This window comes from Caballeronia sp. Lep1P3 (assembly GCF_022879595.1).
Classification (GTDB): Bacteria; Pseudomonadota; Gammaproteobacteria; order Burkholderiales; family Burkholderiaceae; genus Caballeronia.
This window is the reverse complement of the sequence record NZ_CP084269.1, coordinates 225,941-249,125: the sequence shown is the minus strand read 5'-3', so window position 1 is coordinate 249,125 and position 23,185 is coordinate 225,941. Positions and strand designations below refer to the sequence as shown.

20 protein-coding genes and 2 pseudogenes are annotated in these 23,185 nt (G+C 60.8%); 18 read left to right on the top strand and 4 right to left on the bottom strand.

Annotated features, from left to right (window positions below):
• Positions 1-4: 4 nt before the first annotated feature.
• From LDZ27_RS27780 to LDZ27_RS27770, 3 genes are read left to right on the top strand one after another with little or no spacing between them, the layout of a single operon-like run.
• Positions 5-3,232, top strand: a complete 3,228-nt coding sequence (locus LDZ27_RS27780; RefSeq protein WP_244818523.1) for an efflux RND transporter permease subunit — start codon at positions 5-7, stop codon at positions 3,230-3,232.
• Entirely contained in the window at positions 3,232-3,918 is a 687-nt protein-coding gene (gene irlR, locus LDZ27_RS27775) for a heavy metal response regulator transcription factor IrlR (protein WP_008343542.1), read from the top strand. The genes LDZ27_RS27780 and irlR overlap by 1 nt, the downstream gene beginning before the upstream one ends.
• Complete coding sequence (locus LDZ27_RS27770) at positions 3,915-5,327, top strand: heavy metal sensor histidine kinase (RefSeq protein ID WP_008343544.1); 1,413 nt, start codon at positions 3,915-3,917, stop codon at positions 5,325-5,327. The genes irlR and LDZ27_RS27770 overlap by 4 nt, the downstream gene beginning before the upstream one ends.
• A gap of 63 nt (positions 5,328-5,390) precedes the next feature.
• Here LDZ27_RS27770 and LDZ27_RS27765 read toward each other — a convergent pair whose 3' ends face one another.
• Entirely contained in the window at positions 5,391-5,663 is a 273-nt protein-coding gene (locus tag LDZ27_RS27765) for a DUF4148 domain-containing protein (RefSeq protein WP_008343546.1), read from the bottom strand.
• Between the two features lie 986 nt (positions 5,664-6,649).
• Here LDZ27_RS27765 and LDZ27_RS27760 point away from each other — a divergent pair.
• Entirely contained in the window at positions 6,650-6,943 is a 294-nt protein-coding gene (locus LDZ27_RS27760; RefSeq protein WP_008343548.1) for a hypothetical protein, read from the top strand.
• A gap of 328 nt (positions 6,944-7,271) precedes the next feature.
• Here the strand turns inward: LDZ27_RS27760 and LDZ27_RS27755 are convergent, their stop codons facing one another.
• Complete coding sequence (locus LDZ27_RS27755; protein WP_008343550.1) at positions 7,272-7,541, bottom strand: DUF4148 domain-containing protein; 270 nt, start codon at positions 7,539-7,541, stop codon at positions 7,272-7,274.
• Positions 7,542-8,227: 686 nt separating this feature from the next.
• Here LDZ27_RS27755 and LDZ27_RS27750 point away from each other — a divergent pair.
• From LDZ27_RS27750 to LDZ27_RS27725, 6 genes are read left to right on the top strand one after another with little or no spacing between them, the layout of a single operon-like run.
• A complete protein-coding gene (locus LDZ27_RS27750; RefSeq protein ID WP_008343552.1) occupies positions 8,228-9,247 on the top strand; it encodes a MoxR family ATPase in 1,020 nt (339 codons plus the stop codon).
• A 3-nt stretch (positions 9,248-9,250) separates the two neighbouring features.
• Positions 9,251-10,114: a DUF58 domain-containing protein gene (locus LDZ27_RS27745; RefSeq protein ID WP_035472911.1), complete on the top strand. Its 864-nt coding sequence runs from the start codon at positions 9,251-9,253 to the stop codon at positions 10,112-10,114.
• Between the two features lie 41 nt (positions 10,115-10,155).
• Positions 10,156-11,004 carry a hypothetical protein gene (locus tag LDZ27_RS27740; protein ID WP_008343554.1) on the top strand — a complete coding sequence of 283 codons (849 nt, stop codon included), beginning with the start codon at positions 10,156-10,158 and terminating at the stop codon, positions 11,002-11,004.
• On the top strand, positions 11,001-11,990 hold the full coding sequence (locus LDZ27_RS27735) for a VWA domain-containing protein (RefSeq protein ID WP_008343555.1): 990 nt from the start codon (positions 11,001-11,003) through the stop codon (positions 11,988-11,990). Before LDZ27_RS27740 ends, LDZ27_RS27735 begins: the two co-directional genes overlap by 4 nt.
• The gene (locus tag LDZ27_RS27730) at positions 11,990-12,529 is read left to right on the top strand and encodes a hypothetical protein (protein ID WP_008343556.1); all 540 of its coding nucleotides are present in this window, start codon (positions 11,990-11,992) and stop codon (positions 12,527-12,529) included. The genes LDZ27_RS27735 and LDZ27_RS27730 overlap by 1 nt, the downstream gene beginning before the upstream one ends.
• 14 nt (positions 12,530-12,543) lie before the next feature.
• Positions 12,544-13,431: a VWA domain-containing protein gene (locus tag LDZ27_RS27725; RefSeq protein ID WP_008343558.1), complete on the top strand. Its 888-nt coding sequence runs from the start codon at positions 12,544-12,546 to the stop codon at positions 13,429-13,431.
• 643 nt (positions 13,432-14,074) lie between these two features.
• Here LDZ27_RS27725 and LDZ27_RS27720 read toward each other — a convergent pair.
• Together LDZ27_RS27720 and LDZ27_RS27715 are read right to left on the bottom strand one after the other, a co-directional pair.
• The gene (locus LDZ27_RS27720) at positions 14,075-15,277 is read right to left on the bottom strand and encodes an IS91 family transposase (protein WP_008343560.1); all 1,203 of its coding nucleotides are present in this window, start codon (positions 15,275-15,277) and stop codon (positions 14,075-14,077) included.
• Between the two features lie 5 nt (positions 15,278-15,282).
• On the bottom strand, positions 15,283-16,164 hold the full coding sequence (locus tag LDZ27_RS27715) for a site-specific integrase (RefSeq protein ID WP_008343562.1): 882 nt from the start codon (positions 16,162-16,164) through the stop codon (positions 15,283-15,285).
• Between the two features lie 180 nt (positions 16,165-16,344).
• Here LDZ27_RS27715 and LDZ27_RS27710 point away from each other — a divergent pair, with 180 nt between their 5' ends.
• From LDZ27_RS27710 to arsN2, 8 genes and pseudogenes are all read left to right on the top strand, one after another.
• Positions 16,345-18,015 (top strand): phage integrase family protein, encoded by a 1,671-nt coding sequence (locus tag LDZ27_RS27710; RefSeq protein WP_008343564.1) that lies wholly within the window; start codon positions 16,345-16,347, stop codon positions 18,013-18,015.
• Positions 18,016-18,171: 156 nt separating this feature from the next.
• A complete protein-coding gene (locus LDZ27_RS27705; RefSeq protein ID WP_008343567.1) occupies positions 18,172-18,504 on the top strand; it encodes a helix-turn-helix transcriptional regulator in 333 nt (110 codons plus the stop codon).
• Positions 18,501-18,964, top strand: a pseudogene (locus LDZ27_RS27700) (ArsI/CadI family heavy metal resistance metalloenzyme). Before LDZ27_RS27705 ends, LDZ27_RS27700 begins: the two are co-directional and overlap by 4 nt.
• A complete protein-coding gene (locus LDZ27_RS27695) occupies positions 18,961-19,497 on the top strand; it encodes an arsenate reductase ArsC (protein WP_035472917.1) in 537 nt (178 codons plus the stop codon). Before LDZ27_RS27700 ends, LDZ27_RS27695 begins: the two are co-directional and overlap by 4 nt.
• On the top strand, positions 19,469-20,530 hold the full coding sequence (arsB, locus tag LDZ27_RS27690; protein WP_008343570.1) for an ACR3 family arsenite efflux transporter: 1,062 nt from the start codon (positions 19,469-19,471) through the stop codon (positions 20,528-20,530). The genes LDZ27_RS27695 and arsB overlap by 29 nt, the downstream gene beginning before the upstream one ends.
• A 56-nt stretch (positions 20,531-20,586) precedes the next feature.
• The gene (gene arsH / locus LDZ27_RS27685; protein ID WP_008343572.1) at positions 20,587-21,348 is read left to right on the top strand and encodes an arsenical resistance protein ArsH; all 762 of its coding nucleotides are present in this window, start codon (positions 20,587-20,589) and stop codon (positions 21,346-21,348) included.
• Positions 21,317-22,614: pseudogene (locus LDZ27_RS27680) on the top strand (MFS transporter). The gene arsH and the pseudogene LDZ27_RS27680 overlap by 32 nt, the downstream one beginning before the upstream one ends.
• Before the next feature lie 7 nt (positions 22,615-22,621).
• Entirely contained in the window at positions 22,622-23,089 is a 468-nt protein-coding gene (arsN2, locus tag LDZ27_RS27675; protein ID WP_008343574.1) for an arsenic resistance N-acetyltransferase ArsN2, read from the top strand.
• Positions 23,090-23,185: the final 96 nt, after the last annotated feature.

Below are 23,185 nucleotides of genomic sequence, written 5' to 3'. Positions count from 1 at the left end.
TCCCATGTTTGAGCGATTGATTCGCTTTGCGATCGCGCACCGCTGGCTTGTCATGCTTGCGGTCGCGGCAGTTGCCGCCTTCGGCGTGTACAGCTATCAGAAGTTGCCGATCGATGCCGTGCCCGACATCACTAACGTACAGGTACAGATCAACACTTCCGCAGCGGGCTATTCGCCCCTCGAGGCCGAGCAACGCATCACCTATCCCGTCGAGACGGCGATGGCGGGCCTGCCGAACTTGGAGGAAACGCGTTCGATCTCGCGCTACGGCTTGTCTCAAGTGACCGTCATCTTCAAGGACGGCACCGACATCTACTTCGCCCGCCAACTCGTCAACGAACGAATTCAGGAAGCGAAGGACAAGCTGCCGCCCGGCGCGACGCCTGCCATGGGTCCAACGTCGACCGGACTTGGCGAGATTTACCTGTGGACCGTGGAAGCCGATCCTTCGGCGCGCAAGCCAGACGGGACGCGGTACACGCCTTCGGATCTGCGGGAGCTACAGGACTGGGTCGTGAAGCCTCAGCTTCGCAATGTGCCGGGTGTCACCGAGGTGAATTCCATCGGCGGATACGTCAAGGAGTTCCGGATTGCGCCGAACCCCACCAAGCTCATGTCTTATGGCTTGACCCTTGCGGACGTCGTGCGTGCTGTCGAGCGCAACAACGACAACGTTGGTGCAGGGTATATTGAGAAGCGCGGCGAGCAATACCTGGTGCGCGTACCGGGGCAGGCGCGCTCAGCAGAGGACCTTGCCAACGTCGTGTTGACGAACGTGGGCGGTGTGCCCGTTCGCGTCAAGGACATCGCGCAGGTCGACACCGGGCGCGAGTTGCGTACGGGCGCGGCCACGTCCAACGGCGAAGAAGTGGTGCTCGGCACGGTATTCATGCTGATGGGCGAGAACAGCCGCGCGGTCTCGAAAGCCGTGGCGCTTAAGATGAACGACGTCAACCGTTCGCTGCCCAACGGCGTGCGCGCTATCCCTGTCTACGACCGGACCAATCTGGTCGAGAAGGCTGTGGACACGGTCAAGAAGAATTTGCTGGAAGGCGCGGTGTTAGTCATCGTGATTCTGTTTCTCTTCCTGGGCAATATGCGGGCAGCCATCATCACGGCGCTCGTCATTCCGTTGTCGATGCTGATGACTTTCACCGGCATGGTGAACGCGAAGGTAAGTGCGAACCTGATGAGTCTTGGCGCCCTCGACTTCGGCATCATCGTCGATGGTGCGGTGGTGATCGTCGAGAACTGTGTGCGACGGCTCGCGCACGCGCAAACGCTGCTTGGCAGGCCGCTGACCCGCGAGGAACGCTTCAGCGAGGTATTCGGCGCATCCCAGGAGGCGAGACGGGCGCTGATCTTCGGGCAGCTCATCATTATGGTGGTGTATCTGCCGATCTTCACGCTCACCGGCGTGGAAGGCAAGATGTTCCATCCGATGGCTGTCACGGTTGTAATGGCATTGGCTGCGGCCATGGTGCTGACGGTGACGTTCATCCCGGCGGCCGTTGCGCTGTTCATTGGTGAACACGTGGAGGAAAAGGAAAATCGCATCATGGGCTGGGCACGGCGCGCTTATGAGCCAGTCCTGACCCGTTTCATGAAGCAACCAAAGCGCGTCTTGGCGGGCGCGGCGATCATCGTGGCGCTCACCCTCGGACTCGCGACCCGACTCGGCAGCGAATTCATTCCAAGCCTCAACGAAGGTGATCTCGCCGTGGCCGCGCTGCGGATTCCCGGCACGAGCCTGTCGCAGTCGCTCGAGATGCAGAAAACGATCGAAAAGACACTCAAGCAGCGATTCCCCGAGATCGACCGCGTATTCGCACGCACCGGCACCGCTGAAATCGCGGCCGATCCCATGCCACCGAACCTTTCTGACGGCTATGTGATGCTGAAGCCGACGAAGGAATGGCCGGATCCCGACAAGTCGCGTGACGATCTCATTAAGGAAATAGAAACGGTGCTTGCGGAGTTGCCCGGCAATGCCTATGAGTTCTCGCAACCGATCCAGCTTCGCTTCAACGAACTGATTTCCGGCGTGCGTAGCGACGTGGCTGTCAAGATCTTCGGCGACGATATGTCGGTGCTCAATGGCACCGGTGAAAAGATTGCGGCGGCGCTGAACAAGGTGCCGGGCGCATCGGAAGTGAAGGTGGAGCAGACAACTGGCCTTCCGGTGCTCACCATCAACCTCGAGCGCGAGAAACTCGCCCGGTATGGCGTCACGGTTGCCGATATTCAGGATGCGATCGCCGCGGCAGTCGGTGGACAGAAAGCCGGCACGTTGTTCCAAGGTGATCGCCGCTTCGACATCGTGGTGCGCCTGCCCGACGAGCTCCGCTCGGATATCGAGGCGATCAAGCGGCTGCCGATCGCGCTGCCTGCCTTGGCGGTCTCCCCCGCTAGCGGACCAGTCGTGCAGGCCCCTTACGTGCCGTTGGCAGAACTGGCGACCGTCGAGGTGGGTCCAGGTCCGAACCAGATCAGCCGCGAAGACGGAAAGCGGCGCGTGGTCGTTAGCGCGAATGTACGAGGGCGCGACGTCGGATCGTTCGTTGCCGACGCACGCCAGCAAATCCAGCAAGATGTCCAAATCCCCGCCGGGTATTGGGTGTCGTGGGGCGGTCAGTTCGAACAACTGCAAAGCGCGAGCGAACGGCTGAAGCTTGTTGTACCTCTGGCACTGTTCATGGTGTTCGTGCTGCTCTTCGTGATGTTCAACAACGTCAAAGACGGTTTGCTGGTCTTCACAGGCATCCCGTTTGCATTGAGCGGCGGCGTTGTGTCGCTGTGGCTGCGCGGCATTCCGTTGTCAATTACAGCTGCGATCGGCTTCATCGCCCTGTCGGGCGTCGCGGTGCTCAATGGCCTCGTGATGATATCGTTCATCCGAAGCCTGCGAGAAGACGGGGCGGAGCTCAATGCCGCGGTCCGCGAAGGTGCACTGACCCGTCTGAGGCCCGTACTGATGACGGCGCTCGTCGCCTCCCTCGGTTTCCTACCCATGGCCTTCGCAACCGGCACGGGCTCCGAGGTGCAGCGTCCGCTGGCAACCGTTGTGATCGGTGGAATCCTGTCGTCCACCGCCCTAACGTTGCTTGTTTTACCGGTGCTGTACCGGATGAGCCACTCGACGTCGATGCGTTTGATGTTTGAGCAGCGCTTCGGCTTTCTTACGCCGAGTTGGCTTCAGCGGCGCCTGCGTCACTCGAGAGGTAATGTGTAATGCGGATTCTGATTGTGGAAGACGAGGCGAAGATGGGCCTCTACCTGAAACGGGGACTCGCCGAGGCAGGTTACACCGTCGATTGGGTCGAGGACGGCTTATCTGGCCAGTATCAAGCTGAAACCGAGCACTACGACCTTCTCATATTGGACGTCATGCTGCCAGGTCAGGACGGGTGGTCGGTGCTGCAGAACCTGCGCCGCACAAAGAAGACGCCCGTCCTGTTCCTTACCGCGCGAGATGATGTCGGGGACCGGGTCAAAGGACTCGAGCTCGGCGCCGATGATTACCTCTCGAAGCCATTTGATTTCGTGGAGCTTACCGCCCGGATCAGGGTCATTCTCAGGCGAGGCCAGCCCAGCGATTCGAACACGATTCGCGTGGCCGACCTGGAGCTCGACCTGACCAAGCGTAAAGCTTTCAGACAAGGCAACGGAATACTCTTGACCGCAAAGGAGTTCGCCCTGCTGTGGCTACTCATGCGACGTGAGGGAGAGATTCTGCCGCGCGCGACCATTGCTTCACAAGTGTGGGACATGAACTTCAGCAGCGATACCAATGTGGTCGATTCGTCGATCAGACGCTTGCGTTCGAAGGTCGACGATGCTTACGAGCCCAAGCTCATTCACACCGTTCGCGGCATGGGCTATGTGCTCGAAGTGAGAGACGACATCGGCGCGCGATGAAGCGATTTTTTCCACGGACTCTGCGGGCGAGACTGACCGTCCTTATCGTGGTCTCGACCTCAACGGTCCTGGCCCTTAGCGGCCTCGCGCTTTATGAGGCGCTGCGGAGCCGGATTGAGTCGACTGCGTCGGAGCAGATGACCAGCATCATGGTCGCGCTGCAGGGCCATTTCGACGCCGCCAAGCTCGCCGATGATATCGCACGCAATCCAGAGATGTGGTCGGATCAACTGCACGACCATCCGAACATGGCTATGGCGATCTACGATCGCAACGGCAGGCGCTTGCTGGGAACACCCGGGTTTCAGCCCTACGGTCCGGCGCGCAGTGATCCAGCACCGCCGGCTGGGCTCAGCATCGCGCGACCGGGATCGAAGCTGCGCTATCTCGCCGCCTCGGCGTCGCTTAACGCCTCGCCGGAAGAAAGTGTGCGCGTGGTCTTGCAGTACGACGGCAAAAACGATGCGGCCTTACTTCGAGCCTATGCTTACACGATCGTCGTGATCGAAGTGCTGGGCGTCATGCTGGCCTCTGCCTTGGCATATGGCATCGCAAAGTTTGGTCTGAAGCCGCTGCGCCAGCTTGTCGCACGAGCAGAACAGATGTCCACGGCTAGGCTCGCTCATCCGTTGCCGTCACTGGACACGTCGGGCGAGCTCAAAGAGCTTGAGCTCGCTTTCAACGGCATGGTTGAGCGGCTCAACGAGTCGTTCACACGACTGAGCGAGTTTTCGTCAAACCTTGCTCACGATATGCGAACGCCGCTTACGAACTTGCAGGCAGCCGCTCAAGTGGCGCTGTCTCAAGAGCGGAGCGCGGACCAGTACAAGGACGTCATCGAATCGAGCATCGATGAGTTTCAACGTCTTTCGCGCATGATTGAGGACATGCTCTTCATCGCGCGATCGGAGCGGGCGGACGCTTTGCTCAAGATTCGACGGCTCGACGCGGCGCAAGAGGCGGAGCGTGTGGCTGGCTTTTACGAATCCTTGGCGGAAGAAGCGGGCGTCACGATTCGCGTTTCCGGGCAGGCGCGCGTCGATGCGGACCTTCTCCTTTTCCAGCGCGCGCTAAGCAATCTTATTTCCAATTCGATCGCTCATGCGCCAAGAGGTAGCGTGATTAACGTCAAGTGTGAAGAGCGCGCTGATCGGGTCACGGTCAGCGTGTCGGATGCCGGCGGTGGAATCGAGTCGCCGCACGTAGACCGAATATTCGACCGGTTCTATCGAGTGGACCCTTCGCGGCACAGCCAATCATCGAGTTCAGGGCTCGGCTTGGCAATCGTGAGGTCCATCATGGACAGTCACGACGGAAGCTGCGGAGTCGAGAGTCGGCCCAACGAAGAGACGAAGTTCTGGTTGACCTTTCCGCGTCGCGCGATCGAACCGGCCCACCGGTCGTTCTGATCGCGCGACGAGCGCAAAGGCTTGAGGCCTGGTGGGCGTCGCACCTTGTGCAGCCGCGCAGCCTTAGCGAGCCGCGACGCTGTCGTGATGGTCGATCTCCGGTGTTGCCTCGCCGGCGTGCCTTGTCGCCGCGTGCGTCTCCTTGTTGCGCGCGACCAGAGCGTCGCTCGGGGGATAGTGCGTCTTGCTGGTTGGAACGAGTCCGGCGTGTTGCGCCTGAACCAGCTCCTGACGAACCTGCTCACGTGTCTTTGCTTGCGCCACAGCCGTTTGGGACACCGCGCCTAGCGCGATTGTGGAGGTAACCAGCAGGGCTGCAAACTTGATCGCTTTCATCTATTTCTCCTTTCATTGCGACCGCCGTTCGGCGCGTCTGAGGAACAGTATCGTCGACGGCCCATGCGTCATCGTGACGGGAAGATGAGAAACGTGTCAGGGATCGAAGACGACTCGATTCAACGCGAATGTCGAAGGGAATGACCTAGACTCGGGTACTGGGTGCAGTCCGTCTCGCGAACATCGCCCGAGTCCCCAGGGAAGAGCGCATCCCTTCATCGCACGACCGCTGCATCTACGCCACTTCGCCTTGCTCACCGGAGCTCCGCCGGTTGTTTGCCCCCTCGCACTGCTCGGCAGCGTCTGATGGACAGTTTGCGTTCTTTGATTCGCGATTTACGCTCGCGCTCTCTTCCGACCCACGCTCGCCTCATGCAGTTGTGCTTCACTTTACCGGCCGTGGCCAGCTCATCGACTAACCCAACACCCGAAGGAGTGGCGAGCATGCTGGGCCCGCAAAGAAAAAGTCCGGGCGAAATCGCCCGGACTAAAGCACGGCCAGAGTTGCGTTCTGCCGTGCGCGTGGCCTGATCGCAAACCAAGCAACCGCATCCAAAAATTGGTGTTTTTGGTGGCTTCTCGCTTACAGACGCGACTCGCTTCTACGCAATTTGCAATACGGAGCACGGGGGTACGCGCGTCAACCCGGAATCATATGAAACCAACGAATCGTACCGATGACCTATCGATGACAAATCTTTCATCTTGCATGCTTTCCTTCAAGCGATAAGCATGCGCGACTGGTTGGGAGTTGTTAGCGCCCGGGGTGCCAGACCCTACTTATGCCTTTCCATTCACGGCCCCGGGTGTCTGACCGTGTTCAGCCCGTGGCGTGCGCCGGCGGGCAGCGGAAGGCCCGTCCCGTAACCGCGCCTGACGTCCGCAATAGCGCAAAGAACGCCGCGGGCGCACTCTATGCTGGCCGGTTCATAGAAACCGCGAAGTCAGGCGTGAATGAAACACACGCAAACCTCCGAAGAACTCGCATGACCGACAAGCTGATCTCTGACTTGTGCGCCGAGGTGGCGGCTGCACTTGAGGAGCTCGATGCCCTCATGATTACCGTTGACTTCAACAGCAAAGATCCCGATAGCGTCGAAGCTGCCATTCGTACGGTCGAAGCAATAATCGATAGGACTGTAGCGCCCTATCGTGCCCATCCTTTCATCGAATCGACCGTCGCTAACCTGAAGGCCGAGTGCAGGGAAGGCATCTATGAACACGCCAAGCATGCTGCTTTGGTTACGCCGGGCATCACGTCAAAGCCGACATTGCACTAGCGGCCCCGCGCCCCGGTTGCAAGCGTCTCGCGACTGGACAAGCCAATTAGACTTGCGACAGCACAGCGGCCACCGCTCGATAATGACCGACGGCCACCTTCTTCTGCTCATCCGAATAGCACCGGCCTTGAACGGACATCGCCAGCCTCTAGATCATGGCACGGCTCATTCTACGGTTGGTGTCCGATGTGCCTTCATGATTCGCGGCGTGATTGCTGAGGAGTCTGCCGTTGCTCAAGCGGCAAGGTAGATGCATGCCAAACTCAGCATCGCAATGCCCGTCCATCACTACGCACCGTTTGTCACCACTCAGGGCACACTTGGGCGGTTAGCGCCCCGCCAGCTGATCATGCTGGTCCGGGCCTGGCGCCTTCTCACCGCCGTGCGTCACCGCCGCGTGAATTTCTTTGTTTCGTGCAATCGACGCTTCCGACGGCGGATACTGCGTCCTGCCGGCAGGCGTATATCCTTCATGCTGCGCCAGCGCTAGTTCCTCACGAACCTGGCCACGAGACTTTTGCGCCAAGGCGGACGGCGAAATCAGGCCAATCGAGACGCCCGTGATTGCGAACACAACCGCAATTTTTGCTGCTTTCATTTCTGTTCTCCAAGTTTCGACCGCCTAGTTGGCGCGCCATGGAAACAGTATGTAGAGCAGATAGTGCGTGAACGTGATCCGAAGATGAGAAATATGTCAGACGGAGTAGATTAAAAATCTCCTCGTGAGGTGTGCTGCACCTGGCGATACGTCGCAGGTTCAGATGCGCATAACCTTCAACCGGCGTAAGAAAAAAATCTAGTGGCAGAAGGCAGTGTCATTAGTTGAGCGTGGCCGCTGTGCTGCCGCAAGTTTGAGGGCTTCGGCTTGTCAGTCGCGAGACGCTTCCAACCGGGATCGAAGAACTGTGTCGATGTTCTCAAACGCACTTGCTGTCGGACAACTTGCCCGCCCGAGGAACTTCCCTGGCCGCAGCACGGCACTAACGGCCCATGAGCGACGTTGCCACCACGGCTTTGGCATGGTTCGGCCATGGTGGGCTCCGACTGACGCGTACCCAACGGACAGCGTGTTTCTGGGCAATGTTCCCGGCGCACGAACCGTGCGTTCCCAAGCGCGGAACAGGGCGCACTGACGATGCCACAGTTTGTCTCACATGTGGACAGGCTGCCCCGGCCCGACGAAGGCCACCGCGCATCCGCGACTGGCGCGGGTTATGCGTTCCATGCCCAGGAGCGCACGGACCACGCATTTTGCTCATCCGTGCTCGCCTCATTACACCAACCATGGCAACGGAAAGCAAACTTCAAGACTGGCGCAGCGACGCCCTCAAGATGGAAGCCGCCGTAGGGCATACCGTCGTCGGCCAAGCCGAAACGATTCATCTAATTAACGTTGCGCTGTATGCGCGGGGACACGTCTTACTGGAAGGCGGCGTAGGCGTCGGCAAGACCACCGTACTCCGCGCATTCGGGCGAGCGACGGGGGGCGATTTCGAGCGCATCGAAGGTACCATCGACCTCATGCCTGGCGATCTGATTTATCACACCTTCGTCGATGCGCAGGGCAAGCCGCGTATCGATCCTGGTCCGTTGCTGCGCCACGGCGAAAAACTGACCACGTTCTTTTTCAATGAGATCAACCGATCGCGTCCACAGGTTCAGTCACTGTTGCTGCGCGCGATGGCCGAACGCTCAGTCTCCGCTTTCGACCGCGAATATCGCTTCCCGCACCTGACGGTCTTCGCCGACCGCAACAAGGTCGAGAAGGAAGAGACCTTCGAACTGGCTTCCGCCGCACGCGATCGCTTCCTCTTCGAACTCAACATGCCGACGCCTTCGGCTCGTGAAGTGCGCCGCGCGCTGGTTTTCGATCCGGCCTTCCATGATGTCGATACGCTCCTGCAAAGCGTGCCCGAGGCCGTGATCGATGCAGCGCGGCTCAACGACATTGGCGCGATGATCCAGCGCAGCGTGACCCTGAGTCCGAGCATCGAGAAGTATGTGCTTGACATCTGGCAAGCGACGGAAACGCCGCAGCGCTTTGGCATCGAACTCGATGGCGTCGATATGGAGCGGCTGATTCTTGCCGGCGCAAGTGCGCGTGGCATGAGCGCGCTGGTCCGCGCGGTGCGCGTCAACGCATGGTTGGACGGACGGCTCGATGTGCTGCCCGAAGATGTGCATCGCGTGCTCTTGCCGGCGCTCGGTCATCGGGTGTTCTTCACACCAGTGTATGAAATGCGGCGCCATGAACTCTCCGAGGCATTGATCGCGATGATCGTGCAGAGGGTCGCGGTACCTTAAGTCATGAAAGATCCAGTCGAATTCCACTACCGGCTGCCGGGACGAGCGAAAGGCTTCCGACCCGGCTCCCATCCCGGAACAAGCTTCGGCGCAGGGCAGGAGTTTGCCATGCACGCGCGCCTGTTCGATCATCCCGATCCACGCCGTCTGGATCTGCGCGCAAGCCTGCGCGCGGTGCCGCAGCAATGGCTCGTGCGCCTTCATCTGCAGCGCGTCGCTGTGCCGGTGCAGGTGGTCGTAGACGTGTCCATTTCGATGCGCTTCGGCACCGGCGGCACGAAACTCGATCTCGCCGCTGACTTTGTCCAGGCGTTGGGGTACAGCGCATTCAGGGCGGGCGATCAAGTTGGCATGCTGGCGTTCGATCACGATGCGCGGGAGGACCTGTTCGTGCCAGCGAGGCATGGCCGTGTGGTCGGCGACGAAATGGCGGCGCTGTTGCGCCAATGCATCGAGTTGCCGCAAACAATGCGTGGCGATGCGGCTGTTGCGTGCACGCTCGACCGTCTTGCGGGTAGTCGCGGCCTCGTCTTCTTTGTATCGGACTTCCACTGGCCCCTTACCCGGCTGGATGCGGCCATGGAACGCTTGGTCCGCGCCCGAGTCGTGCCGATTGTCATCTGGCACAAGGCCGAAATCGAGCCGCCGGTCGCCGGCAGGTTTCTGCCAGTGTGCGACATGGAGACCGGCAGCCAGCGCGCGCTGTGGTTGCGTCCGCGCTTGGCGCAACAGTGGCAAGAGAACGTCGCCAGACGCCGCGCGGAACTGAAAGCCGCATTTGGCAGAAGCGGGGCATATCCCTTTTTTGTCGAGGGCGCGTTCGATGCGGAGGCGCTATCCCGCCACTTCTTGGAAACCACCCCATGAGAGCGGGCCGGCTGCGAGCGTTGAGCGTGGCCTTTGTCCTAATGACGGTCGCGCTTGCGCGGCCATGCCAGGCTCAGCCGCAACCATCCGCCGACGCCACCGTCCAGCAACCTCGCGCGTTCGGCCATGTGCTGGGCGACGTGTTGACTCAACGCGTGCTGCTTTCCATTGACGGCCACGAAGTGCGCGACATTCCCCCGCCATCGACGGGACGCGTCAGCGTGTGGCTCGAACGCCGTCAGCCTCACATTGAGAAGGACGCGCAGGGCCGCCCATGGATGGTCATCGACTATCAGATCATCAACGCCGCCGAGAGGCTCACGCAGGCCGAGGTGCCCGCGTTCGATCTCAGGGCGACAACAGGAGGCACGTTGCGGGTGGCCGCATGGCCCATCAGCATCGGCACTTTGACGCCGCCTGCGTCGTTCCGCGCGGGCGATCTTCAGCCGCTGAGACCGGACCGTATCGTCACGCCTCAGAACCAGGTGGAGACACGGCACCGGATCATGGCGATGCTGGCGCTTTTGTTGGTCACCCTGCTGAGCTGGATGGCGTGGTGGTCGTGGCGCACACGCGAGGACGCGCGACGGCTTCCCTTCGCCCGCGCATGGCAGGCCGTATGCACACTGAATACGGATGATATCGACACGAACGACCAGGCTTGGCGCGCCTTGCATCACGCGTTCAATGAGACCGCCGGAGAGGTGGTGCATGCGGCTTCGCTCTATCCGCTCCTTGTACGCGCACCTTGGCTTGAAAAGTTCAAAACTGAGCTTGAGGTATTTTATTCAAGTTCGCAGCAGCGCTTCTTCGTCCACGATAGCGCTCCGGCGCGCTTTCCGTTGCGCGAATTCGCACGGACCCTGTATCGCGCCGAAAGGAAGCAATGACCGCCATGTCTGTCGACTTTCTCCGTCCCTGGCTCCTGATTCTTTTACCGCTCTCCTTCTTGCCCTTGATGTCGAATCGGTCTGAGGCGTTTGCTTATTCTTTTATCGACTGGCTGCCGCACGACACGTTAGGCACGCTGATCGAACGGCTCCGCCGCTTGTGCGCGATGTTGTCGATGCTTGCGATCATTGCGGGGCTTGCCGGTCCCGGTCGCATGAACGTGCATGTCGTGCGAATCAGCACAGCGTCCGAGATCCTCATTCTGATGGACCGTAGCGCGAGCATGGACGCCGTCATGTCGAAGACGCCCGTTATCGAGTCGAGCGGCCAGTCCAAGAACGCGGTGGCGCGCCATTCGCTTGAACGCTTCGTCGCCGAACGGCGAGACGACCGTCTTGCGTTCATGATGTTCGGCATCAGCCCAATCCTTGCCGTGCCCTTCACGGCGAATCATCGGATCATCGACGCCGCGCTTGCTGGCACCGGGATCGGCCGAGGCACGCCTGACACCCGGCTCGACCGAGGGCTTATCGCCGCGACTCGACAATTCGATGGCGATAGTCGCTATGTCGGCCGCCGCGCCATCGTGCTGGTCTCCGATGGCGGCGCACATCTTGATGCTGACGCGCGCGCAGCGATCGCCAGTGGGCTGGCGCGCAATCGCATCGCGCTGTACTTCGTGTATCTGCGAAGCGGCCTGTACAGTCCCGACCTCACAAAGCGCTCACCCGCCGATGACCGATCCGAAGAAGCAGAGTTGCATCGCTATTTTCTGGGACTCGCATCGCCGTACCGGCTCTATCAGGCGGAAGACGCGACGGCAATGGCCGCCGCGATGGCGGAGATCGACAAACAGCACAATTCGCTCATTTCATTTGAGGAACGCCTGCCACGGCAGGACTTAAGCGCGGCTTGCTTCGCCGTCGCCTTGATAGCCTGCGCGGCTCTGCTTGGGCTGCGGTTCGTTCAGGTACGGAGCTGGTGATGAAGCGCAACGCGGTTCACTTCGCCTTTGCAGCGGCGACTTGCTTCTTTGCCGCGATGGCGTGTTATGACTGGGCGATGCTTCGACACGCGCAAGCGATTGCCTCGGCGGTGAGAGCCGCGAAACCCGAAGGATCGACTACGCAAGATGATGCGCTTGAAGTACGGCTCGCGCAGGCGGTGTCGCTTTCGAAGGCGGGGCGACCGAACGATGCACAACGTATCTTTGATCCTCTCATCACCCAAGAAGACGACCGGGTAATACAGGCCGTCGCACTGTTCGATCTGGGCAACATGGACCTGCGCGAAGCGGCCGGCCCCGACGCTGCAGGCCCGATTCGCTCGTTGCCTTTGCTCGAACAAGCCAAGGAGCGCTATCGCGCGGCGCTACGGCTGGCACCGGAAGACTGGGACGCGCGCTACAACCTCGAGCGCGCGCTGTGGCTCGCGCCCGAATCGCCTGGCGATCAGGAGGATCTCGATGTGAAGAAGCGATCTGCCGTGAAGGTGCGTGGCGCGCAAAGCGACGACCTGCCATGAGTACTGCCGCAGCGATGCGCGCGTTCCTGCTATGGCGAAACTGGGCGGTCGTTGCCGCCGTGCCCTTGCTCGCCGCTGCAGTCTGGATGCCGGGTGTGATGTTCCAGCGCAACGTATTTAGCTACATCGTCACATTCGACATCACGCAGAGCATGGATGTCGAGGACGTCGGCATCGGAAGCGCTCCGGTCAGCAGGCTTGAGTTTGCGCGCGCGGCCGTGCGGGAGGGCCTACAGCGCTTGCCGTGCGGATCGAAGCTCGGCTGGAGCATCTTCACCGGGCAGAGCACCTTGCTTCTCGTCCCGCCCATAGAAGTCTGCGGCAACTTCGATGCGTTGCTCGCTTCGCTGAACCGTATAGGCGGCGACATGCGCTGGACCAATTGGAGCCGCGTGGCCGAAGGCGGCGTCTACTCAGCCGTGCGCACCGCGACGAGCGTGGGGCATGACGCGAGCGTTCTATTTTTCACGGACGGACAGGAAGCGCCGCCTGTTTTGCCCGGGGATCAGCGTGTGCGCGATATCCCGCGCGAACAAGTGAAAGGGTGGCTCATCGGCGTCGGCGGCGATCAGCCCGTGCCCATTCCGCGGACTGACCGGAATGGCAAACCCATCGGCTACTGGCGTGCCGACGAAGTAATTCAAGTGCCCGCGCAATCCCGTGCGCGCGGCGTCGGCGAAAGTCACGAAGAGCTGTCCGAGTTACGTGGGCAGTATCTATCATCGGTCGCGAAGCAAGTCGGATTCGAGTATTGCCGCTTGCGTGCTCCCCAGGATCTGATCGCGGCTATGATGGATAAGCGCTATGCACATCGCGAACGCGTACCGACTAGTCTGAACTGGATTCCTGCTGTGCTCGCGCTCGTCCTTCTCGTATGGCGCTTCCTGCCGCGTACGCACTGACAACGTCCCTACTGGGAAGCGCCTGCTTGACCAATCTCAATTCGCCACTGGCGCTAAAACGCTGGTCCATACCCGGCCGCGCCCGATATCTATTCGGGCACTGCCCTCGTAGAAATACTTGAAGCTTGAAGTCCGGGCATATAGCCGGTACCAGTCTTCGGCGAGGCGGTGCCGGTCGAAGGAATCGGCGGGTACGGCGCGATATCCAAGCCTCGCGTCAGGGTTCCGATCACCGCTCTTATTCCTTTTTTTTGTTTGGTTGAAGGGGGCGGCCAACAATGACGGCCGGCCCGATAATGCAGAGGATTCTTAACGAAGTACAGACGGCGCAAAGGATTCGCATTGGCACGACGTGCCGGCCGTCTGTGCTTCGTTAAGAATTCTTTGAGCTAAGCCGCTCCGCAGACGGTGGCGCTATGGGTATTGAATCGAAGTGCGGATGCGATGTTTACGACTACAGTATTCGCAGCGTCCGGGACGAACGGTTCTCGGCCGTGTTTGGGAAAGGGAAATCCGAACAACGCAAGCGATGAACACGCGACGCGGGGTGCCTCAGGCGACGGTGGGCGACGTCTGGCCGAGCGAGTCCAGCGGCTTCGGCGGGACGCGCGGGAACCGGCGTTGGAGGTGAGCGGGTCGAGATTCATCGGGGATTCGCCGGCGGTGCTCGCGGTGGTGCGCCGGGTAACAAGCGCTCGATGCACAGCATGCGCCCGCGCGAACACACAGGACAGTCATGGAGCGAGCGACCTGTGAGTTTCGCGTAGCGGTCGCGATAGTCGGGTTCGGGCGCGCTGCAAGTGTCGCTGGTGGGCTCGACGTTAAGCAGATGGCGGCACACGCTCAACCGGGACTCACGCAGGCGATTGCAGAGCAACCCATAGTGACGGATGCGTTGTAACCCGCGAGGTAACACATGCAGCAAGAAGCGTCGGATGAATTCGTGGGCGTCCAGGCGCATCAAGCGTGGCCGGCCCGGATGACGATAGTCCTTCCAGCGGAACGTGACGTGTCCGTCGGTCAAACCAACGAGGCGGTTGTTGGAGATCGCCACGCGGTGAGTGTAGCGGCCGAGATAATCGAGGACCTGCTCCGGGCCGCCAAACGGCTCCTTCGCGTAGACCACCCATTCGGCGTGCCGCGCACCGGCAAGATAGTGAGCAAATTCGCCGCGTTCGGCGAGGGGCGCGAGCGAGGAGAAGAACCGCAGCTCGCCCATGTCGAAAGCATGCTCCAACCGCTCGAGAAATAGTCGCCGAAACAGACGCGAAAGCACTCGCACGGGTAAGAAGAAACCCGGCTTGCACGCCACCCAGCGGCTGCCGTCGGGAGCGAGGCCACCGCCCGGGACGACACAGTGCAGATGGGGATGATGCACAAGATTCTGCCCCCACGTGTGCAGGATCGCGATGAAACCAATCGTCGCGCCAAGATGGTGTGGGTCGGCTGCGATCGTGTGCAACGTTTCGGCGGTAGCCTGGAATAGGAGATCGTAGACCACCCGCTTGTTCTGGAAGGCGATCGACGCAATCTTCTCCGGAAGCGTGAAGACGACGTGGAAGTACGGCACGGGCAGCACGTCAGCCTGGCGGTCCTCAAGCCATTGCGCGCGGGCGAGCGACTGACACTTCGGACAGTGCCGGTTACCGCAAGAGTTATAGGCGATGCGTTGATGACCGCAGCTGTCGCATTGTTCAACGTGACCACCCAACGCGGCGGTACGACATTGCTCGATCGCGGTCATGACGCGATACTGCTCGCGGCTAAGCGAGTCGGCATGCACTTCCCGATAGGTGGGGCCGTGGCGACGCAGAACGTCCGCAACTTCCAGCGCGGCGCGCATCATTGCGCTCAGTCGTTGGTGGACGACGGCTCGGGGCAGATAAGCGTAGTAAGTTGCTGAGGGAGTCGATCAAACGGACTGGTCGTCGCGCAGACGGTGCTGGTTGCGACCTTCAGATAACGCTGGGTGGTGACGAGGCTGCAATGACCAAGCAGCAACTGGATGGTGCGCACGTCGGTGCCGGACTCGAGCAGGTGTGTGGCGAACGCATGACGCAAAGAGTGCGGCGTGATCGGCTTGCTGATGCCGGCGCGACGGCGCGCGTCCTCGCACGCCTGCCGTATCACGTCGGTACCCACGGGCTGATCCAGGAAGCGGCCGGGAAACAACCAGCACTGGGGCCGGCCAATGCACCAGTAATTGCGCAGTATCTGCAGCAGCCGTGGCGAAAGCATTACGTAGCGGTCGGTGTGTCCCTTGCCCTGTTCGACACGCAGCATCATGCGTTCGCTATCGATATCGCTGACCTTCAGCCGGGTGGCCTCCGAGACACGTAGACCTCCGGCGTAGACTGCCATCAGTACCGTACGATGCTTGACGCTGCGGATCGCTTCGAGAAACTGGCTGACCTCCTCCTGACTGAGGATCATCGGCAGCTTGCGCGGTGTCTTCGACATGGGGATCTCGTTGACTGACCAGTCGCGTTTGAGCGTGACGTTGTAAAGGAAGCGCAGCGCTGCAGTGGCCACCACCAGCGTGCTGGACGAGCGCCGCTGGACTTCAATCAGGTGCACTTGCCAATCATGCACCTCCTCTAGGCCCAGTAGTTTAGGGGAACGCCCGAAGTGCTGGGCAAAGGCGCTCACCTGCTGGAGGTAAGCGCGCTGCGTGTTGGCGGCGAGGTTGCGAATGCGCATATCCTCGATCATGCGTTGACGAAGGGGTGTCATGGTGGACTCCGCTGGGAATGGTCGTGGCAGCAAACTGCACTGCCATGGTCCCACCCGAACGGAAATGCCTCGTCAACCGTCCCGGAGCCGATGCCGCTGGCCGACCGCCTTCTCCCGCGCAGCGGGTTAGTTCAATTGTTCTTATCGGGCCAGCCGCAAATTTAGACTAAAGTGGTAAGCATGAAAACGCGTGAGACCGGGCCCGGCTCCTTCCCCGACGATGCGGAACTGGCCGCCCTGCGCGGCTGGTATGCGGGCCTTGCCGCCCGAGCCGCCGTCGCGCGTTACCTGGGTGACCGCAAGATCCCGGGGGCGTCTTCGCGCGGCGTGCTCGGCCAAATCCGTCGAAGACTGATCGCATTCGCGACAAACCGTCATCGCACCGATCTGGCGCGGGTGTTCGCCGAGCGATCGCACGTGTTGCCGGAAACCGCCGCACGCGCGATCGAGACACTGCGCAGCCTGTCACCGCCTGAGCCGCATATCGCCGACGACATCGACGCCTGGCTGCCGCCGCGCGTGGCGGCCGCCCTGCAGGCGCACGGGATTCGGACGTTGGCCGAGTTGACCGTACGGATCCCGCGCCGGCGCCGCTGGTGGGTCGCGATTGCCGGTCTCGGCACGGCTGGGGCGCGCTGCGTCGAAGCGTTCTTTGCCTCGCACCCGGCGCTCACCGAGCGCGCTCGCGCACTTGTCGTCGGCACGCCTTCGGGGCCGATCGTCCCTTGGGAGCAATTGCGCGTGCCGCACGAGGTGGACGGCTCGCATGGACAGTTTCGCGCGCCGCAGCACGTCTGCCTGCTCAAAGCGTCGAATGACTATGAAGCGGTGCAATTCTGGCTGTCCCTTCACGAGTCTGGCGCCACGCAGCGCGCTTATCGGAAGGAGGCGGAACGCCTGATTCTTTGGGCGATCGTTGAGCGCGGCTGCGCACCGTCGTCGCTGACCACCGACGATGCAATTGCGTATCGTGGCTTCCTGAGACGGCCGGCGCCGCGCGAGCGTTGGATCGGTCCGGCACGACCGCGTCACAGCGGTGAATGGCGACCGTTCAGTAGTCCCTTATCAACGCGGTCGGCAGCGTACGCGCTGACTGTGCTGGCGGCGCTGTTCCGCTGGCTGGTCGAGCAGCGCTACGTCCTCGCCAATCCATTCGCCGGCGTCAAGGTGCGCGGCGCCGTGAGACCGGGCCTCGACGTGACGCGCGATTTTACCGAAGGCGAGTGGCTGCTGCTGCGGACAATCGCCGACGGCCTCGAATGGTCGTACGGCTGGAGCGTACCGGCCGCGCAGCGCTTAAGGTTCCTGTTGGACTTTGGCTATGCGACCGGCTTACGCGCGAGCAAGCTAGTCGGCGCAGCGCTGGGGGACATCCGCACCGACGAACACGGCGACCACTGGTTACATGTCGTCGGAAAAGGCGGCAAGCCTGGCAAGGTCGCGTTGCCGAGACTGGCACGCACAGCCCTCGATCACTATTTGGTGCAACGCAAATTGCCGGTCACGCCGACCCGGTGGAACCCGGCGACGCGGATCGTGGCGAGCCTTGACGAAGATGGCGCGAGCATCGAAACCTCGCGGCTCGGGCGCGTGCTGCGACGATTTTTCCTGCTGGCCGCCGATGCGATTCAGGACGAGCGACCCGCGACGGCCGACAAGCTGCGGCGAGCGAGCCCGCACTGGATCAGACATACGCACGCCTCACATGCACTGGCGCGAGGGGCCGAATTGATCATGGTGCGCGACAACCTGCGGCACGCGTCGATTTCGACGACGTCAACCTATCTGCACGGCGACGAGCTCAAACGGGCAAGGCAGTTCGATCAAGCGTTTGGACCACGCTCCGGCTAGAGCGGTCGCGGCAAGGCTTCATTCCATCTCTTCGTGTGCGCGCCGAGGAACGATTACCGCGGCGCATTTTCCAGTTTTATACCGGCATACGCGGTGCCTGCATCGTCTATTCGACATTTATTGAAATTTCAAAGCGAAAACGCTATCGTGGCGAATATGGACTCAAACCTCGTCGTACGCGCGCTCGGTGCGCTCGCTCATGAATCGCGCCTGGCGATCTTCCGGATTCTCGTCGTGGCCGGGCCCGACGGCGTGGCCGCGGGCGAGATCGCCCAGCAAGTGGGGCTCGCACCCTCGAGCCTGTCATTCCATCTCAAGGACCTGTCGCATGCGGAACTGATCATCGCGCGACAAGAGGGCCGATATGTTTTTTACTCGGCCAATTTCCAGGCCATGAACGGCCTTATTGGTTTCCTGACCGAGAACTGCTGCGCCGGCGCACCATGCACGGCCAGCGATCCGTCAAACTGCTGCGGAGATTCAACATGAAGCGCATCCACATTCACGTGTCGGTTCAGGATCTGAACGAGAGCGTGCGCTTTTACAGCGCCCTATTCGGTAATGTCGAGCCGACAGTGAGCAAGCCCGACTACTGCAAATGGGAATTAGCGGATCCAGCCGTCAACTTTGCCATCTCACAGCGTGGCGCGCGCCCCTTGGTGTGGATCACATCGGCATTCAGGTAGAGAACGCGCAGGAACTCGCTGAGATGAACGTGCGCTTTGCCTCCGCTCGCCTACCTGTTCAGGTTCAGGAGGACACGACGTGCTGTTACGCCCGCTCGGAAAAGGCCTGGACGGTCGACCCGCAAGGCGTCGCGTGGGAGACGTTCCACACTCTCGATGCCGCGCCCGTATATGGAGAATCGCGCGACCGATCTGCCGAAGCGGCCGCCGCCGCGTGTTGTTCCCCCATCGAAACCGTTGTCACCTTGCCGAGGCGTTCGTGAGCACTAAACCGTATTCGATCTTGATTTTGTGCACCGGCAACAGTGCACGCAGCATCATGGCTGAAGCACTTTTCAATGTGCTCGGCAAGGGCAAGTTCCGCGCGTACAGCGCCGGCAGCCACCCGGGCGGCACAGTCAACCCCTTCGCAATCGAACGGTGCGGGGCGCTCGGCTACGAAACTTCGAGTTTGCGCAGCAAGAGTTGGGACGAGTTCGCGACGCCCAATGCGCCGCATATGGATTTCGTCATCACGGTATGCGATCAGGCCGCGGGCGAGGTCTGTCCCATCTGGCCGGGCAAGCCAATGACAGCGCACTGGGGATTTGAAGATCCCGCTGCGTTCGAAGGCAGCAACGACGAGAAGCGCGAGATTTTCAACAAGGTCTATCGGCAGATCATGACCCGCGTGAGCCAGTTCGTGAACTTGCCACTACACGTACTCGATAGCAATGCCATTCAGAACGAGATGCGCGCAATCGGTGAGCAACCCGTCGAGGAAGCCAATGAGCACAACGCAAACCTCGCGAAATAAGCTGACGCCGTCGATCGGCTTCTTCGAGCGATATCTGACGATCTGGGTTGCGCTATGCATCGTCGCCGGCATCGGTCTCGGACAGCTTTTCCCGGGACTCTTTCACGCAATCGGCAGCATGGAAATCTCGCAGGTCAATCTGCCGGTCGGCATCTTGATCTGGGTGATGATCATTCCGATGCTGATCAAGATCGACTTCACCGCGCTCGCGCAAGTCGGCAGCCACTGGCGCGGCATCGGCGTGACGTTACTGGTGAATTGGCTCGTCAAGCCATTTTCGATGGCGCTGCTCGGCTGGATCTTCGTGCGGCATGTGTTCGCCGGCTGGCTACCTGCAGATCAGCTTGATAGCTACATTGCGGGTCTGATTCTGCTTGCGGCCGCGCCTTGCACGGCGATGGTTTTCGTGTGGTCGCAGTTGTGCAAGGGCGACCCGTACTTCACGCTCTCGCAGGTCGCGCTCAACGACGCGATCATGGTCGTTGCGTTTGCTCCGCTGGTGGCGCTGTTGCTCGGTTTATCCTCGATCACCGTGCCGTGGGGTACGCTGATCGTCTCGGTCAGCTTGTACATCCTCATTCCGGTGCTGCTCGCCCAATGGCTGCGCAAGCATCTGCTCTCTCGCGGCGAAGCCAATTTCAAGCACACAGTCGCGCGTCTGGGTCCGTGGTCGATCGCTGCGCTACTTGCAACGCTCGTGCTGCTGTTTGGCTTCCAGGGCGAAGCCATCGTGCGCAAGCCGCTCATCATTGCGATGCTCGCGGTGCCGATTTTGATCCAGGTCTTCTTCAATTCAGGCCTGGCGTACCTGCTCAATCGCCGCCTGGGCGTAGCGCATTGCGTCGCCGGTCCGTCGAGCCTGATCGGTGCAAGCAATTTCTTCGAACTTGCGGTTGCCACAGCCATCAGTTTGTTCGGCTTTCATTCGGGTGCTGCCCTCGCCACGGTTGTTGGCGTGCTCATCGAAGTGCCGGTCATGCTGCTCGTGGTGAACGTCGTGAATCGATCGCAACGCTGGTACGAAGCGGCCTGAAAGGTTGTCAGGCCGCTATGCCTTCCCGTTTAAGGGCGTCTCGCTCTCATCAGAATATGTTTTCGAATCTGTCCAACTTAAGCGCCACGCACATCGACATTCCCGACACCGGGAAGCTGCAGCCACTATCCGTGTCGACACACGCGCCCCGTATCTTGTTGCTGTACGGTTCACTGCGTCCGACTTCATACAGTCGCTTTCTTACACTGGAGGCCGAGCGTCTGCTGCAAGCGTTCGGCGCCGAGACGCGCGTGTTTGATCCTCACGACTTGCCGATGGTCGATAGCATGCCGGCCGATCATCCGAAGGTGGTCGAACTGCGTGAGCTCTCCGAGTGGTCTGAGGGTCAGGTCTGGTGCAGCCCCGAGTGTCACGGAACGCTCACCGCCGTGTTCAAGAACCAGATCGACTGGCTGCCGCTCGAAGCCGCAGGAGTAAGACCGACGCAAGGCCGCACGCTGGCGGTCATGCAAGTGTGTGGCGGATCGCAGTCCTTCAACGCGGTGAATGCGCTGCGTGTGCTTGGCCGCTGGATGCGCATGGTCACCATCCCCAACCAGTCGTCGGTGGCCAAGGCGTGGCAGGAGTTCGACGAGCAGGGTCGGATGAAGCCTTCTTCCTATTATGATCGTGTCGTCGACGTGATGGAAGAACTGGTCAAGTTCACACTTCTCGTGCGCGATCGTTCTGATTACCTCACCGATCGCTATAGCGAGCGTAAGGAAGCTCGCCCGGAGCAAGCAAGCAGGCTCGCCGCGACCGCCATGGGTCACCAAGCAAACGCCAATGCAGACACCGACGATAGCGAAGCGCAGTGAACGCCTGATTCGTCGCGACGCCTTCGCGACGCTCGCGCTCGCGATGGCTCAACTCGTCTCCTGGGGCTCGGTCTATTACGCGTTCTCGCTCTTCGTCGTGCCGATGGAGCAGACGATGGCATGGAGTCGCATCGCGACGAACGCTGCATTATCGTGTGGCCTGCTCGTTTCGGGATTGCGGCATATCCAGTCGGGAAATGGATCGATCACGGATACGGTCGTCGCGTGATGGTCGCGGGCTCGGTGCTGAGCACGATAATGCTGCTGCTCTGGTCTCAGGCAGACAGCCTTGCCGTGCTTTACGTCGTGTGGATCGGGCTTGGCATCGCAATGGCCGCAACGCTTTATGATCCCGTTTTCTCGATCCTCACGCTGGATTTTCCGACGAGTTTCCGTCGCAAGATCACGCAGGTGACACTGGTTGCCGGCTTTGCCAGCACGGTCTTCATCCCGCTGACGCAGGGCCTGGTGGGTTGGTTCGGTTGGCGGGAGGCGCTGGTCATACTTGCGGTCCTTAATCTCGTCACCTGCGTGCCGTTACAGTGGAGCGCGATCCGACGCAGTGCCAGCCATCAACATGGTGCAGATTATCGGAGCACTCTCAAGGCAGTCAATGCCGCCGCCACGCGTCGCGCGTTGCGCACGCCGACCTTCTGGGGGCTTGCTGTGTGCTTCACAACTTACTACGCCACCTTCGCGGCCCTCACATTCCATCTCGTCCCGTTGATGGCAGAGCGGAGCGTTCCGTCACCTGTGATCCTACTCACAATGGCCCTCATTGGTCCGGCTCAGGTGCTGGCGCGTATTCTGTGGGCAACGATCGGACGCGCCGTGCGGCCTTCACGAATTGGTCTGATCGTGACCACGGCGTTCCCTTTGTCGGTCGCGATTTTGATGGTCTGCAGTACCTCGACCTTCGGGTTGATCGTCTTTGCGACAATCTACGGCGGTGCGAATGGAATGATGACCATCCTTCGCGGTACCATCGTGCAGGACGTCATGTGGACGGAAGGATATGGTGCAACGAGCGGTTTGCTCTCGGTGCCGTCCAACCTTGCCAAGGGCATCGCGCCGCTCTCAGCCGCAGCGATCTGGGCGCTCCGGGATAGCTATCTGGAAGTCGAGTGGGTGATCCTGGTCGTCTCGCTGCTCTCCGCCGCCGCGTTCATCATCGCGATGCGGCTCGCGCCATCGCGCATCCGCAGCAAACACGACGGCACGCCGGCCGACGCTACGGCCAAATCGCAACCTGACATTCGAGCATGAGGTCGTCATGCTGATATGTGGCGCGCAAAGCGCTGATCTAGCTCAGATCAAGGCACTGCTGAATGAGAATGATTTGCCTACGACGGACATCACCGCGCAACATCTTGGGCGTTTTCTCGTTGTGCGCAATCCTCAAGACACGATCATCGCGTGCGTGGGGCTCGAGCGCTTTTCTGATGGGGCGTTACTGCGCTCGCTCGTCGTCGCCGAGTCGGACCGGCATGCCGGCTTAGGACGGACCCTTCTTTCTGAAGCGGAGCACGCGGCGTCTATCGATGGTTGTACGCAGATCTGGCTGCTCACGACAACGGCACCCGATTTTTTCCAACGACGAGGCTATCAACCGATCGACCGAAGCTCGGTTCCAGACGATGTCCGCAAAAGTCGTGAGTTCTCGCTGCTTTGCCCTGCTAGCGCCACATGCCTTCACAAGCGACTCACTGTCATCTGCTTGAGCGAGCGAGGATCGCCGTAGCAATGGCATGACGTTCCAAAGGTCTTTCCCCATGCTCGACTGGCGACGCGCTATGGGCCTGGGAGCACTATCGCGCGGGCTTCCCCAGCAACGAGC